At 62.5% G+C, this 13,311-nt stretch carries 15 protein-coding genes and 1 tRNA gene; 8 read left to right on the top strand and 8 right to left on the bottom strand.

All coding sequences use genetic code 11. The features are described 5' to 3' along the window. Positions 1–154 precede the first annotated feature (154 nt). Positions 155–1,375, top strand: coding sequence for an MFS transporter (locus tag AB8A23_RS26610; RefSeq protein ID WP_439060448.1), 1,221 nt, complete (start codon positions 155–157; stop codon positions 1,373–1,375). Here AB8A23_RS26610 and AB8A23_RS26605 read toward each other — a convergent pair. The 4 genes from AB8A23_RS26605 to AB8A23_RS26590 form a co-directional block, all read right to left on the bottom strand. Next, positions 1,372–1,749, bottom strand: a complete 378-nt coding sequence (locus AB8A23_RS26605) for a hypothetical protein (RefSeq protein ID WP_139285952.1) — start codon at positions 1,747–1,749, stop codon at positions 1,372–1,374. The two genes, AB8A23_RS26610 and AB8A23_RS26605, sit on opposite strands and share 4 nt — an antisense overlap. Positions 1,750–1,919: 170 nt before the next feature. Then, positions 1,920–2,327 (bottom strand): DUF4864 domain-containing protein, encoded by a 408-nt coding sequence (locus AB8A23_RS26600; protein ID WP_439057606.1) that lies wholly within the window; start codon positions 2,325–2,327, stop codon positions 1,920–1,922. Positions 2,328–2,331: 4 nt separating this feature from the next. Next, positions 2,332–3,660 carry an amidohydrolase family protein gene (locus AB8A23_RS26595; RefSeq protein ID WP_439057607.1) on the bottom strand — a complete coding sequence of 443 codons (1,329 nt, stop codon included), beginning with the start codon at positions 3,658–3,660 and terminating at the stop codon, positions 2,332–2,334. Between the two features lie 695 nt (positions 3,661–4,355). Next, positions 4,356–4,431, bottom strand: a tRNA-Ile gene (locus AB8A23_RS26590). Positions 4,432–4,582: 151 nt separating this feature from the next. Between AB8A23_RS26590 and AB8A23_RS26585 the strand changes: the two genes are divergently transcribed. After that, positions 4,583–4,795 carry a DUF1328 domain-containing protein gene (locus AB8A23_RS26585; protein ID WP_093760748.1) on the top strand — a complete coding sequence of 71 codons (213 nt, stop codon included), beginning with the start codon at positions 4,583–4,585 and terminating at the stop codon, positions 4,793–4,795. A 46-nt stretch (positions 4,796–4,841) separates the two neighbouring features. Here the strand turns inward: AB8A23_RS26585 and AB8A23_RS26580 are convergent, their stop codons facing one another. Then, complete coding sequence (locus AB8A23_RS26580) at positions 4,842–5,819, bottom strand: Bug family tripartite tricarboxylate transporter substrate binding protein (RefSeq protein ID WP_439057608.1); 978 nt, start codon at positions 5,817–5,819, stop codon at positions 4,842–4,844. A gap of 148 nt (positions 5,820–5,967) precedes the next feature. On the opposite strand from AB8A23_RS26580, the gene AB8A23_RS26575 reads away from it, so the two are divergent. Next, positions 5,968–6,939 carry a TAXI family TRAP transporter solute-binding subunit gene (locus AB8A23_RS26575; protein ID WP_439057609.1) on the top strand — a complete coding sequence of 324 codons (972 nt, stop codon included), beginning with the start codon at positions 5,968–5,970 and terminating at the stop codon, positions 6,937–6,939. Between the two features lie 204 nt (positions 6,940–7,143). Here the strand turns inward: AB8A23_RS26575 and AB8A23_RS26570 are convergent, their stop codons facing one another. Together AB8A23_RS26570 and mobA are read right to left on the bottom strand one after the other, a co-directional pair. After that, positions 7,144–8,352, bottom strand: coding sequence for an ABC transporter substrate-binding protein (locus AB8A23_RS26570; RefSeq protein WP_439057610.1), 1,209 nt, complete (start codon positions 8,350–8,352; stop codon positions 7,144–7,146). 185 nt (positions 8,353–8,537) lie between these two features. Beyond that, the gene (gene mobA, locus AB8A23_RS26565) at positions 8,538–9,164 is read right to left on the bottom strand and encodes a molybdenum cofactor guanylyltransferase MobA (protein ID WP_439057611.1); all 627 of its coding nucleotides are present in this window, start codon (positions 9,162–9,164) and stop codon (positions 8,538–8,540) included. Positions 9,165–9,234: 70 nt separating this feature from the next. Here mobA and AB8A23_RS26560 point away from each other — a divergent pair, with 70 nt between their 5' ends. The 5 genes from AB8A23_RS26560 to AB8A23_RS26540 all read left to right on the top strand — a co-directional run bounded on the left by AB8A23_RS26560 (position 9,235) and on the right by AB8A23_RS26540 (position 12,334). Further along, the gene (locus tag AB8A23_RS26560) at positions 9,235–9,483 is read left to right on the top strand and encodes a sulfurtransferase TusA family protein (RefSeq protein WP_439057612.1); all 249 of its coding nucleotides are present in this window, start codon (positions 9,235–9,237) and stop codon (positions 9,481–9,483) included. Positions 9,484–9,683: 200 nt separating this feature from the next. Further along, a complete protein-coding gene (locus AB8A23_RS26555) occupies positions 9,684–11,342 on the top strand; it encodes an OFA family MFS transporter (RefSeq protein WP_175367285.1) in 1,659 nt (552 codons plus the stop codon). A gap of 87 nt (positions 11,343–11,429) precedes the next feature. Further along, on the top strand, positions 11,430–11,693 hold the full coding sequence (locus tag AB8A23_RS26550; RefSeq protein ID WP_089267466.1) for a hypothetical protein: 264 nt from the start codon (positions 11,430–11,432) through the stop codon (positions 11,691–11,693). Positions 11,694–11,852: 159 nt separating this feature from the next. Continuing rightward, positions 11,853–12,149: a hypothetical protein gene (locus AB8A23_RS26545; RefSeq protein WP_439057613.1), complete on the top strand. Its 297-nt coding sequence runs from the start codon at positions 11,853–11,855 to the stop codon at positions 12,147–12,149. Next, complete coding sequence (locus tag AB8A23_RS26540; RefSeq protein WP_439057614.1) at positions 12,146–12,334, top strand: hypothetical protein; 189 nt, start codon at positions 12,146–12,148, stop codon at positions 12,332–12,334. The genes AB8A23_RS26545 and AB8A23_RS26540 overlap by 4 nt, the downstream gene beginning before the upstream one ends. Here the strand turns inward: AB8A23_RS26540 and dapA are convergent. Next, positions 12,331–13,305 carry a 4-hydroxy-tetrahydrodipicolinate synthase gene (gene dapA / locus AB8A23_RS26535; RefSeq protein ID WP_439057615.1) on the bottom strand — a complete coding sequence of 325 codons (975 nt, stop codon included), beginning with the start codon at positions 13,303–13,305 and terminating at the stop codon, positions 12,331–12,333. The two genes, AB8A23_RS26540 and dapA, sit on opposite strands and share 4 nt — an antisense overlap. Between the last annotated feature and the right edge of the window lie 6 nt (positions 13,306–13,311).

Below are 13,311 nucleotides of genomic sequence, written 5' to 3'. Positions count from 1 at the left end.
CTGAGCGGCTTTGCCACAAGCCCGGAGCCAGTTTTGGCCGAAACGGTCTGTTGCACTGTTTCTGCATGCCTAATCCTTCGGCATATCGCTTGACCCGTGGGCACACGCCGAGGATGTTGCCGCCGTGACCATCGCGACCCCCACTTCAGATTCGATGCCGTTCCTGCCTGACTCCCGTCAGGCCTGGATCCGGCTGTCGCTTGCCCTGATCATCGGCTCACTGGGGTCAGTGGGCATGTGGTCGGTGGTGGTGGCGCTCCCGGCCGTGCAGGCCGATTTCGCCGCCAGCCGCGGCGCGGCGTCGCTGGCCTTCACCCTGACCATGGTCGGTTTCGGCCTCGGTGGCGTGGTCGCCGGCAAGCTGACCGACCGGTTCGGCATCGTGGCCACCATTGCGCTTGCGACGGTGCTGATGGGCGCCGGTTATCTTCTCGCGTCGCAGTCCAGGGCGCTCTGGCAGTTCAATCTTATTCACGTGGTGATCGGCGCAGGGTCGTCGGCGACCTTCGGGCCGCTGATGGCGGAAGCGTCGCACTGGTTCGAACGCCGGCGCGGCATCGCGGTGACTGTCGCTGCAACCGGCAGCTATATCGGCGGCACGCTCTGGCCGCCGATTGTCAGCTGGGGCATTCTGACTTTTGGTTGGCGCTCGACGCATATCAGTGTCGGGGTCGTCACAACCGTCCTGATGCTCCTGATGCTTGTGGTTCTGCGCGCGCAGATGGGCACGGTCACACGACGTAGTCACGTCAATGCGCCGCCGCCCAAAGTCGATCTCCAGCTCAGCAACAACACGCTGACGACGCTTCTCTTCGTGGCCGGCATCGGTTGCTGTGTCGCCATGGCGATGCCGCAGGTGCATATCGTCGCTTATTGCGGGGATCTCGGCTACGGCGTGACGCGCGGCGCCGAGATGTTGTCGCTGATGCTGGCCTGCGGGATTGTCAGCCGTGTTGGCTCGGGTTTTCTGGCCGATCGTATCGGTGGCATTCGCACACTGCTTATTGGCTCGTTGCTGCAGGGATTCGCACTGCTGTTCTATTTGTTCTTCGACAGCCTGGCTTCGCTTTACATCATCTCGGCGATGTTCGGCCTGTTCCAGGGCGGTCTGGTGCCGGCCTATGCCATCATCATCCGCGAGGCAATGCCCGCATCGCAGGCGGCTACGCGTGTCGGCATTGTCATATTGGGCACGGTAGGAGGCATGTCACTTGGCGGCTGGATGTCGGGCGTCATCTTCGACGCCACGGGCTCCTACGCGGCAGCGTTCATGAACGGCCTCGCCTGGAATGCGCTCAACGTCACCATCATCACGGCGCTGATGCTGCGGGCGCGCCGCAGGTTGATTTTCTCCTCGGGCGCATCGGTCGCCTAAGGCGTCAGATCCTGCACCGGCGGCATCGCCGGAAATCCATCGATCGGTACGTTTTCGAGCGCGCGTTTGGCCGGGCCGCTACCGAACATGCAGTCCAGCGTCGGCTCGGCAATCGCCGTCATGGTCCGCGGGATCAAGCTTCGTTTGTCCGGCGGCAGCCAGTTCTCGTTCAGCGTGGGGACGCCGCGCTCGGTGACCCCGTACAGGATCGCGTCGAGAATATCGCGATCGCCGATCTCGCTGATCAGCGCGGTGCGGACGCAGTCGCAGATCGCTTCGGGATGCGCATAGCGCGACACCATGAAGGGCGCGCAGAGCCGAATGAACTCGCCGCGCGGATCGGGCATCAGGGATAGGCGACGCGTGTCAGTCATCGCGATGGTCGACACCCCGCACGCCAACAGGCTGCCCAGGACAATGGGAGACAGTGTGCTGAGGGACAGGTACCGCAACAAATTCACCCGGGAAGCAACCGTAGGACGAGACACGTGCAGGACCTATTATAGATGATGTGAGGTGCGAATGTGAATGCCGCTGTGAGGTGTCACACAGCCTGGCCGACTTTCAGCAACATGCAGCCGCTGATCTTCAGGCTACCATCCGGCTGCGGCTCCAGCGTGTAGAGCGCATCCCACGGCACACCATCGGCATCGACGATATGGACCTTCTGCTCGATGGTGCCACCGGACGTATTGCTCTCGGTGAATTCGAAGCTGCGATGGCGATAGATGGGCGCATAGGCGTTGCGTACCATGTCCATGAAGCTGTCGGGATCGGTGAAAATGCTCTGGATGCCGGGGGCCGCGAATCCATAGGCAGTCACAGCATCGTCGCGCGCCAGCGCATCGGCTTGGGAGCTGATGATCTTTTGCGCCGCCGCTACATCGTCCGCAGCACGGACAGGCGATGCGAGGCCGATCATTATGACGGCAAGAAAGAGGAGGTTGCGCATAGACTCACTTGCTCAAAGTGTTCTTGTAGATGACGCCGTCTTTCATGATGATTTTGAGGTTATTCGCGGGATCGGCAATCAGGTTGATGTTGTCCAGCGGATTGCCGTCGACAAGCAGTAAATCCGCGAGCGCGCCCTGTTCCACGACGCCGAGCTTGCCGGGATAGGGATTGCGCTTGCCGGACAGTGCCAGCAGTTCGGCGTTTGTCGATGTCGCCATGACCAGCGCTTCGGCGGGCGTGTACCAGCGCGTGAGCGAGGCCAGAATTGCCCCCTGTTGCTGCGCGAGCGCGCGCGAGAACAGCACGTCGGTGCCCCACGCCGTCTTGATCTTGTACTTCTTGGCAAACTCGTAGGACCTGGCTATGCCGGGCCAGACCTCATCCGCCTTGGCCCGCTGGACTGAACCTTCGGGAAAGCCAAGCCTCAAGCCCTCGGGGAGGGGCTGCAAGCTCAACCAGATGTCCTTCTCGGCAAGCAGCCTGGCGGTTGCCTCGTCCATCAGCATGCCGTGTTCGATGCACTTCACGCCAGCGGCAACGGCTCTCTGGATCGCCGCCGGAGTAAAGGCATGCGCGGCGACATATGTGCCCCAATTCTCGGCCGCTTCAACGGCGGCGCGTAGTTCGGCTTCGGTGAAAGTGGTCACGTCGACCGGACTGAAGGGTGACGACACGCCGCCGCCCGCCGTCAACTTGACCTGGGAGGCGCCCTGCATGAGTTGCTCGCGCGCGCGCAGACGCACCTCGTCAGGGCTGTCGGCGACGATCGCGCCACCGACCTGCTCCATGCGGGTGAGCATGCCGCCGATCGTGCGTGGCAGATCGGTTAGCTGCCGGAAATCCCCATGCCCGCTCGTGATAGTGATCATGGCGCCAGACGGATAGATGCGCGGGCCCTTGACGATGCCCTCGTCGATGGCACGCTTGAGGCCGAACACCGGCCCGCCAACATCGCGAACAGTGGTGAAGCCGCGCATCAGCGTGTCAGTCGCTTCGCTGCCGGCCAGCAGATTGTTGTAGCCGACGTCACCGAAAGCCTGTGCCGGCGTCACCCGTATCAACATCGTATGCCAATGATTGTCGATCAGGCCAGGCATCAGCGTATGCCCGTTTCCTGCAACACGCTGAGCGTCTGCGGCTGCTATCGGTGCCGTGGAAATACGCTCGATGAGGTTGCCCTTGATCAGCACATTCGACGGAGCGGAAAGAGTGGCGCTTCTCCCGTCGAAGATTCGAACATTTTCGAGGAGCACATCGCCGGCGCTCGCGCTGGTGCAAAATGTCAGCGCAAGAATCGCTGCGAGCCATCGACTACCGACAGGGAACAACATGAGCGTTCTCCGAGCAGTAAAGCCTGCACTATGACAGATACCGGCGTCCACTTGAAGGTGGCGCCGCTACCAGTGGATCCCGGCTGATGTTACGGGGAATCCGCTCGGCCAGACGTGAATATATCTGGTTGCTCAAGCTCGTCTGGCATCGCCCATCCTTCAGCCATCAAAGCGACATGGAGCGCGGTTCGAACGTCGGGCGGCTCAATTTTCCCGACAGTCGCCTCATCAAGAACAGCGATCAGCTTCGTCCACCGCGGCGTTGTCTTGGCTTCGCTGTCAACGTAACGCTGGACCCATCTAACCGCCGCCAGGAGAGAAAAGATCGTGCGGTTCCTCGCCGGGGTTTGCCCGGGCGCCTCAGGCATCAATCGAATTGGTTCAAAGATCATTTGTACACAAACCGACTGCTGAAATTCGCTTCATCGTGCCACAGAGCCGGCAATACGCAATGGGTGCCGGCATGACACGCAGCAACTGCACGTCGCCCTGAAGGCCGTGATCAAGCGCGCGATCACCGTCCTGGATGCGCTGGGCGACTCCGAGATGCGATTTCAAAGCCAGGGGCAGGAGCCGGGCGATCAACGATGCTGAGCTAGCGTATGGCTATACTGACTATACTGAAGCGACGATGCAGTTCATCCCGACCGCGCGAGATTGCAGGCGCAAAGTCTTGGCACAAAACACCAAATCACTGGTGGGCCCGGCAGGACTCGAACCTGCAACCAGACCGTTATGAGCGGTCGGCTCTAACCATTGAGCTACAGGCCCCGCCGGCGTCCAGCGGGTGCGAGAACCGGGGACGGCGGTGCAGGCATTCCTTATATCGGCCATCGCCTGTCGGCAATGCCGCGTTCCCGGGGGCGGAACTTTGGCCAGGCGGTGGCGTTTGTCTGCGCAATTTCAACGTCGGGAGGCGCGGGTGTTTCGCTGGGCTGTCATCTGTCTGATCATTTCCCTGATTGCCGGCGGCCTCGGCCTCACCAACATCTCGGCTTTCGCCAAGAAGCTCTCGATCATCTTCTTTGCGCTTTTCTTCCTCGGCTTCCTGGCTTTGCTGGGCTTCGCCTATCTGGTCGCCGGGGCGGTCAGCAGTTCTGAGCTGCTGCCCGCCATGGTCGCGGTGAGCGTCTAGCTCAGTCGCCCCCGGATGAATCGCCCCCGGATCAATCGCCCCTGGCTCAGTCGACCGAGACGCCCGCGAATTCCACCACCTTGCGCCATTTCTCGGTTTCGGCGGCAACCAGTTTGCCGAATTCCTCGGGCGTCATCGGCTTCGGCACGCCGCCGGTCTCGGCGAGCCGTGCGATCAGCTTCGGATCCTTCAGCGCTTCGCCCACAGCCTTGTTGAGGGTGGCAATCACCTCCGGCGGCGTGCCCTTCGGCGCGGAGATGCCATAGAAGCCGATGGACTCGAAGCCTGGCACGGTCTCGGCAATGGCCGGGACATCCGGCACGATGGGCCAGCGTTGCGGCGAGGTGACGCCGAGCGCGCGGACGGTGCCGCCCCGCGACTGTTCGAGCGCCGTGGGCAGGTTGTCGAAGATCAACTGCACCTTGTTGGAGATGATGTCAGGGAAGGCGATCGCCGAGCCGCGATAGGGCACGTGGATCATGTCGCATTTGGTCATCGCCTTGAACAATTCGGCCGACATATGCACCGAGGTGCCATTGCCCGAGGACGCATAGGAGATCTTGCCGGGATTGGCCTTGCAGTAGTCGATGAACTCCTGGACCGTTTTCACGGGCATGCCATTCGACACCACCAGCATATTGGTGAGCTGCATGATGCTGGCGACAGGCACGGTGTCGCGGATGAAATCGTAAGGCAGCTTCTTGTAGAGCGAGGCCGAGATTGCGTTGTTCGGCGCGACGAACAGCAACGTATAGCCGTCCGGCGCAGAGGTGACAGCCGCGGCGGCGGCCAGATTGCCGCCCGATCCAGCGCGGTTTTCCACGACGAATTGCTGGCCGAAATGATCCGACAGCCACTGCGCCATGATGCGCGCCACGATATCGACGGGGCCACCGGCAGCGAAGCCGATCAGCCAGCGCACGGGGCGATCGGGATAGCCGGCGGCAGAGGCGGGGAGGGTTGTCGTGGCGAGGCTGGCGAAGCCGACGAGATACAGCACAGCAGCACGCAGAAAAGCGATCATAGTTCCTCCCAGACATGAAAATCGCAGCGCTGATGCGCGACGTCGTTCGATCGGGCTTGCCACCCGTTACCTCCATGCTTTCATAGAAATCGGATTTTGCCTACAAGCTTGGTCGAACGATGCAGGCGGATCGACGTCGAGGTGCCCCATGAAAATGATGCCGCTTCTTTGCGCAGCATTCCTGACTGTCACGACGGCCATTGCGCAGGAGGGAGCCAAGCCGATGTCGACCACCACCCCTCTCAGCTTGAGTCTCGGGACGGCGACGCCCGGCGGCGGCTTCCCGCTCTATGGCGACGCCTTTGCCGAGGTCATGAACAAGGCTGATCCGTCACTGACGCTGGCGACGCGCAACACCAAAGGCTCGACCGAGAACATCCCGTTGCTCGAAGCCGGCCAGCTCGATCTCGCTTTGGTGGCCGGCGAGCCCGCTTACGAGGCCTTCAAGGGCATCGGCCGGGCGCCGACGAAGCTGAAGATCATCACGGCGCTGTATTCCAATCCGGGCATGTTCGTGGTCCGCGCCGACAGTCCTTACAAAACGATCCGCGATCTTGTCGGCAAGCCGATCGCCTTCGGTGCCAAGGGCTCCGGCCTCGTGTTCCTGTCGCGCTATGTGCTGGACGGGATCGGCCTCGATCAGGACAAGGATTTTCAGGCGGTCTATCTCGACCGCGCGGGCGACGGTCCGGCGATGGTGCAGGACGGCCGCGTGGCCGCATTATGGGGCGCAGGCCTCGGCTGGCCCGGCTTCAAGGCGATGAGCGAAAGCCCCGGCGGCGCGCGCTTCATTGCGCCCGATGCGGCGGAGATCGCGCAGATCCGCGCCAAGCACGCCTTCCTCAAGCCGATGCTGGTGGGCGCCAACAGCTATCCGAACCAGCCGATGCCGATCGCGTCGGTGGGCTCGTGGAGCTACATCCTCGCGCGCGAAACGCTGCCGGATGAGGTCGCCTATCGTCTCGCGAAGACGCTGCACGGCGCCGAGGCCACGCTCGGCGCGCGGCTTGCACAGGCGAAGGAGACGACAGCGAGCAATACGGTCGCGGCGGCGCCGGATGTGGCGCTGATCCATCCGGGGGTGCTGAAGTACTATCGGGAAATTGGGTTGGTGAAGTAGCCGTTCTTTCTTCCCCTTTCCCCCGCGCAGCGTAGCTGCGCTAGGCAGGAGAGGGGGGATGCGCGCCGAAAGGCGCGCAGACGGGAGAGGGCGCGCACGGGCACCGCGCTTTGCTGCTACCCCTCTCCCGTCCGCGCTTCGCGCGGCCACCCTCTCCCGCAAGGGGAGAGGGAAGGTGGAGCGCCACCGATAGTTTCTCTTCTGCTATTTCTTCCCCAAAGCACACGCCGGATCAGGCGGTCCGAATGCTTCCTCTCCGGAAATCTTCGCGAGGATCTTGTAGTAGTCCCACGGATATTTGGACTCTTCCGGCGACTTGACCTGCACCAGCATCAGGTCGTGCACCATCAACCCGTCCTCGCGCAGTCTGCCGTTGCGCGCGAAGAAATCCTCGATCGGCTTCTCGCGCATCTTGGCGGCGACTTTGAGTGGCTCGTCGGTGCCTGCTTCCTTGATGGCGTTGAGATAGACCATGGTCGAGGAATAGACGCCGGCCTGCCACATGGTGGGCATGCGCTTGGTCTTTTCGAAGAAGCGCTTCGACCAGGCGCGGGTCTTGTCGTCCATGTCCCAGTAGAAGGCGGTGGTCAGCAGCAGACCCTGCGCCGTCTGCAGTCCCAGCGAGTCGATGTCGGTGATCAGCGCCAGCAGCGCGGCCATCTGCTGGCCGCCTTTGAACACGCCGAATTCGCCAGCGGTCTTGATCTCGTTGATATTGTTCGGCGGTCCGCCGGCGATGCCGATGATCTTGGCCTTCGAGGCCTGCGCCTGCAGCACGAAGGACGACAGGTCCGATGCGCCGAATGGCGGCCGTACAGAGCCAATCACCTTGCCGCCAGTCTTGGTGACGACGGCAGATGCATCGCGCTCCAGCGCATGACCGAAGGCGAAATCGTCGGTGATGAAGAACCAGCTGTCGCCGCCGCGCTTCACCACTTCCTGCGCGGTGCCGACGGCAAGGGCGCGGGTGTCGAACACCCATTGCATGGTATAGGGCGAGCAGAACTTGCCATGGAAGTCCGCGGCGCCGGTCGAATGGGTGATGAACAGCCGCTTGCGGTCGTTGGCGACGTTCTGCACGGCGAGGCCGACGGCTGAGACCGGCACATCGACGATGAGATCGACCTGATCGACATCGTACCAGCGCCGCGCGAGACTGGCGCCGATATCGGGCTTCAACTGATGATCGCCGATGATGATGCTGATCGGCTTGCCGAGCACGCTGTCGCCGAAATCATCCACGGCCATTTGCGCGGCCGTCACCGAACCCTGGCCGGAGGGCGTCGAGGCCGGACCGTTCATGTCGGTGAGCACGCCGATCTTGACGACGTCGTCGGAAACCTGGGCCGAGGCGGTTGAGGCGAGGAGAGCAAGTGCAATGCTTGAGATCACGGACAGCGAAGTACCGCGCATAAAGTTTCTCCCATATATCGCGACACTTCGGCCGCGTGATGGAAGCGAGACTAGCGCCAAGAAGATGCAAAGTCACAAATTCACAGTCGTCATGCCCGGGCTTGTCCCGGGCATCCACGTCTTTCTTGTTCGCGGTCAAGGCGTGGATGGCCGGAACAAGTCCGGCCATGACGGAGGCTTGGGAACTAGTCATCCAGCAATGCAAGCCGTTCGGCTTCGGCGATGTCGTCCATCGTATTGGCATTGAAGAACGGATCAATAGGATCAGTCGGCCATTCCACGGTTGCGAGTCTGTAGCGGGACGTCCAGCGGCCGACCTTGCGGATGTCCTCGTTGACGAGCGCGTGCCGTAACTCATGGCGCAGGGAGATATCCCACAAGCCGACGACGGGGTGCGACTGTCCTGCGGACGAGGCAACAGCAAGCTGCACATTCTCCGCGATGCGGGCCTGATGCAAGCGGGTGACGAGATCGCGCGGCAGGAACGGGCAGTCGCCGGCGGCACTCAGCATCCACGTGACATCTGGTCGGTTGGCGGCTGTCCATTCCAGACCTGCGAGAATGCCGGCGAGGGGGCCAGGGAAATCCGCAACGTCGTCGGCGATTACGGGGAGGGCAAAGGACGCGAACCGCGCGGGATCGCCATTGGCGTTCAGCACCAGTCCGTCGCATTGCGGCGCGATGCGTGCGATCACGCGGGCCAGGATGCTGCGGCCACCAATCTCACGCATCGGCTTGTCGCCGCCGCCCATCCGGCGCGCGAGACCGCCGGCGAGAAGCACGCCCAGCGTGGCCGGATATGTGTTCGTCATCGCCATACCGCTGCATATGACATTTGACGCCAGCCCGATATAACGCAGTTGCACCAAGTGGAACCGCGCGATGCCCGTGACCAAGCTCGACCTGACCGGATTGAAATGCCCGTTGCCGGCGCTGATGACGCGCAAGGCGATGAAGGCACTGTCGGTCGGCGACCGCCTCGAAGTCCACTGCACGGACCCCCTCGCGGTGATCGACATCCCTGCGTTGATTCAGCAAAGCGGCGATCAGATCGAAGCCTCCAAACGCAGCGGCGATGTGATCATTTTCTTCATCGAAAAACGAAATGCTGCGATTGCAAATCGCGATTGAATTGCTGCGATGCAGTGGAAATCATTGATAAATTTTCGCTCCTGATACCTTTGGACTATCGACTCCCGCAGTCGCTTCTGGCCCTGTTCTAAAGTGCGAGCGTGCGTGAATCTTTGTCCGCGCACCGCAGGGGAATTGACGAAGCGACTTTTTCAAATCGCAGACCGGCTCAGAAGGGGCGGCTGCAGGGGAGAACTTTCATGACAAGTGTGGGCAACGCCGGAACACTGTCTGGCACCAAGCCAGGATTGCTGGAACGCGAACGCATCATTGCGACCGCCGGCTTCAACCGGTGGCTGGTTCCACCTGCTGCACTCTGTATTCATCTCTGTATCGGCATGGCCTACGGCTTCAGCGTGTTCTGGCTGCCGCTGTCGCAAGCAATCACGACACCTGCCTCGAAGGAAGTGTGCGAGGGCATGAGCCTCGCCACCGAGCTGTTCACCACCACCTGTAATTGGAAGGTCGCCAGCCTCGGCTGGATGTACACGCTGTTCTTCGTGCTGCTCGGCGTCTCCGCCGCCATCTGGGGCGGCTGGCTCGAGCGCGTCGGGCCGCGCAAGGCGGGCTTCGTGTCGGCGATGTGCTGGTGCGGCGGCCTCGTGCTCGGTTCGATCGGCGTCTACACGCATCAGCTCTGGCTGCTGTGGATCGGCTCCGGCGTGATCGGCGGCGTTGGTCTCGGTCTTGGCTACATCTCGCCGGTATCGACGCTGGTGAAGTGGTTTCCGGATCGTCGCGGCATGGCGACGGGCATGGCCATCATGGGCTTCGGCGGCGGTGCGATGATCGGCTCGCCGCTGGCTAACCTCTTGATGAATTATTTCAAGACTCCGACCGATGTCGGCGTCTGGCAGACCTTCCTGGCCATGGGCGTCATCTACTTCGTGTTCATGACCATTGGCGCGTTCTCCTATCGCATCACGCCACCGAACTGGAAGCCGGAAGGCTGGACCCCGCCGGCTACGGCGAATGCGATGATCACCACCGGCCACGTGCATCTCGACAATGCGCACAAGACCAAGCAGTTCTGGCTGATCTGGGGCGTGCTCTGCCTGAACGTGTCGGCGGGCATCGGCGTCATCGGCATGGCCTCGCCGATGCTGCAGGAAATCTTCGCGGGCAAGCTGATCGGCGCGCCGGATCTCTCCTTCAGCCAGCTCTCAGCAGCGCAGAAGACTGCGATTGCCGGCATCGCAGCTGGCTTCGCGGGTCTGATCTCGCTGTTCAACATCGGCGGCCGCTTCTTCTGGGCGTCTTTGTCGGACAAGCTCGGCCGCAAGAACACCTACTACACGTTCTTCATCCTCGGTATCGTGCTCTATGCACTGGTGCCGACCTTCGCAGCGATGGGCAGCAAGGTTCTGTTCGTGCTGGCCTTCGGCATCATCCTCTCGATGTATGGCGGCGGCTTCGCGACCATCCCGGCCTATCTGGCCGATATCTTCGGCACCCAGTTCGTGGGTGCGATCCACGGCCGGTTGCTGACGGCCTGGGCGACTGCGGGCATCGTCGGTCCGGTGGTGGTGAACTACATCCGTGAATTCCAGATCGCCGCCGGCGTGCCGCGGGCGCAGGTCTATGACTTCACGATGTACATCCTCGCCGGCATGCTGGTGCTGGGACTGATCTGCAACATGCTGGTGAAGCCACTGGCGCCGCATTGGTTCATGAAGCCGGAGGAAGTCGCGAAGTTGCAGGCCAAGGGCGCCGAGGCGGCGTCGGCCGGCGGAGGCTCCTATGGCATTGGCAAGGGCGGTTTCGACGGAGCAGCCATTGCCTTCTGGGCTTTTGTCGGTGTCCCGCTGTGCTGGGGTGTCTGGCTGACGCTGCAGAGCGCCGCGCGCATCTTCCAGTAAAACCTGCGCGGGACCGGCAGCGAAAGCTTCCGGTCCCATTTTACATCTGACGAACAATCTTCAAAACAAGCACATTCGGGGATAACGATGACACGCATCACTACGGGCCTCTTGGCCGCACTGTTCGTTGTGACTTCAATGGGCGTTGCTTCGGCACAGGCGCCTGCGACGCCGGCAACCCCTGCTGCGCCCGCCAAGATGAAGCTGAACAAGCAGAGTCTGAAGGACATGAAGGCGAAGTGGAGCGCCAACAAGGGCAAGCTCAAGGCCTGCCGCAAGGACGTCAAGGTCAAGGGTCTCGCCGGCGACGATCGCTGGTTCTACATCGAAGACTGCATGGCCAAGAGCTGAGCGAGCGCTGGTCTTTCCGGCAGTTCCAGCCTCCTGATCTTTATGCCGCGCCTATGAACAGGCGCGGCTGCCCGTCTCGATTTCATATGGCGATGTCCGCATCTTCTCACCATCCCGACGCGCTCATGCGCCAGGGATTTGAGAAGACGGACAACGACCATGACGATGTTCTACAATCGCGATACGCAGCTGCACGATTTCTCGGCCGACAGCGCCTATCGCAGCTACCTCATCAGCCGCAATCAGCCGCCGATCGTCCATCACTCGGGCGATATCCAATGGAAACGGCTTTGCGTAACCATCAGGCTGACGCGTAACCACATCAAGGGCTTCTTCGCCGCCATCCACATGGCCCTGGTGGCCGACAAGATGCGCCGCGCGCGGCGTGAACTGGCGCGCGTCCGTGTGCGCGCCGCCGATACGCCGGTGCTTCCGGATCGCCGGAGCGTGCCATGAGGGAAGACCGTTCTGCAGCGCTGTTCGCGCGTATCGCCTCCTATGCGACCATCATGCCGGGCGTTCTCGCCCGGCTATGGCGTTTTGTCATTGGACCTGCTGTCTATCGGCCGGCTGCGCATTATATGCGCGGACCCGGCCCGAAATGTCGTGAGAAGAACGAGCGCGCGGGCCCCCAATCCTAGCGGGCGCGGCGCAGGGGCGGCGCGTCGTCGGGCTGCGCCCAGATCGCGTCCATCGCGGTGTGTACCTGCTGCTGCTCGGCATCTGTAAGCTCGGTCAGCGGCAGGCGCACGGCGGCACTCCCCAGGCCCCGCAAGGTCAATGCATATTTCACTGCCGATGTGACCTGGTCCGGCGGCAGAGCTGCTGCGAGCGGCGCCAGCATGTCGGAGATGGTCGTCGCATAGCGCGGGCATCCCTGGCGGGCCGCGTAATACATGCCGCGGCAGAGCTGCGGCGCCACATTGGCCATCGCGGAGACAACGCCGTCGCCGCCGAGCAGCAGATAGGGCAGGGCTGCGGTGTCCTGTCCCGTCAGCATCCGGAAACCCGCCGGCAGCAGCGGCCGCAATCGCGCGAGCCGTCCGGCATCGCCGGTGTCGTCGCGCAGGCCTATCAATCGTGGCGAGGCGGCGAGGCCGATGAGCGTGTCGTCGGTCAGCTCACGGGCACAACGCGACGGTGCGTCATGCACAATGACCGGCAGCAATGTCGCCTCCAGGATCGCACGGAAATGCGCTGCGATGCCATCTGCCGTCGGGCGATTGTAATACGGCACGACCGACATGACGGCATCGGCGCCGGCGGCCCATGCCAGCCGCGTCGATTCAATGGCGCGGCTGGTGCAGTTCGATCCCGCGCCGGCAATGACGTGGATGCGCCCGCGGGCGACGCCGGCGGCAGTGCGGATCAGCGTGGCGCGCTCGTTCGAGGCGAGCGTGTCGGCTTCGCCGGTGGTCGCGCCGACCACGATGGCACTAGCGCCGGCACAGACCTGTCGCTCGCACAGGCGTGCGAAAGTGACGAGATCGAGCGCGCCATGCGTGTCGAACGGCGTCGGCACATCGGCGATGATGCCGTGCAGCCAGTCGTTGGCGTGATGGGAGGCATGAGCTTGCGGGAGGGCATGAGCCCGAAGAGCAACTGTGGACATGGCGGG

The organism is Tardiphaga sp. 619_E2_N8_4, from assembly GCF_051810905.1.
In the GTDB taxonomy this organism is placed as follows: domain Bacteria; phylum Pseudomonadota; class Alphaproteobacteria; order Rhizobiales; family Xanthobacteraceae; genus Tardiphaga; species Tardiphaga robiniae.
This window is presented reverse-complemented; position numbering and strand designations above follow the sequence as displayed.

Bases quoted from the DNA above. Each gene is read 5' to 3' on its own strand.
- AB8A23_RS26610 (WP_439060448.1), top strand. From the start codon at position 155: ATGCCGTTCCTGCCTGACTCCCGTCAGGCCTGGATCCGGCTGTCGCTT.
- AB8A23_RS26605 (WP_139285952.1), bottom strand. From the start codon at position 1,749: ATGACTGACACGCGTCGCCTATCCCTGATGCCCGATCCGCGCGGCGAG.
- AB8A23_RS26600 (WP_439057606.1), bottom strand. From the start codon at position 2,327: ATGCGCAACCTCCTCTTTCTTGCCGTCATAATGATCGGCCTCGCATCG.
- AB8A23_RS26595 (WP_439057607.1), bottom strand. From the start codon at position 3,660: ATGTTGTTCCCTGTCGGTAGTCGATGGCTCGCAGCGATTCTTGCGCTG.
- AB8A23_RS26580 (WP_439057608.1), bottom strand. From the start codon at position 5,819: ATGATCGCTTTTCTGCGTGCTGCTGTGCTGTATCTCGTCGGCTTCGCC.
- AB8A23_RS26575 (WP_439057609.1), top strand. From the start codon at position 5,968: ATGAAAATGATGCCGCTTCTTTGCGCAGCATTCCTGACTGTCACGACG.
- AB8A23_RS26570 (WP_439057610.1), bottom strand. From the start codon at position 8,352: ATGCGCGGTACTTCGCTGTCCGTGATCTCAAGCATTGCACTTGCTCTC.
- mobA (WP_439057611.1), bottom strand. From the start codon at position 9,164: ATGACGAACACATATCCGGCCACGCTGGGCGTGCTTCTCGCCGGCGGT.
- AB8A23_RS26560 (WP_439057612.1), top strand. From the start codon at position 9,235: ATGCCCGTGACCAAGCTCGACCTGACCGGATTGAAATGCCCGTTGCCG.
- AB8A23_RS26555 (WP_175367285.1), top strand. From the start codon at position 9,684: ATGACAAGTGTGGGCAACGCCGGAACACTGTCTGGCACCAAGCCAGGA.
- AB8A23_RS26550 (WP_089267466.1), top strand. From the start codon at position 11,430: ATGACACGCATCACTACGGGCCTCTTGGCCGCACTGTTCGTTGTGACT.
- AB8A23_RS26545 (WP_439057613.1), top strand. From the start codon at position 11,853: ATGACGATGTTCTACAATCGCGATACGCAGCTGCACGATTTCTCGGCC.
- AB8A23_RS26540 (WP_439057614.1), top strand. From the start codon at position 12,146: ATGAGGGAAGACCGTTCTGCAGCGCTGTTCGCGCGTATCGCCTCCTAT.
- dapA (WP_439057615.1), bottom strand. From the start codon at position 13,305: ATGTCCACAGTTGCTCTTCGGGCTCATGCCCTCCCGCAAGCTCATGCC.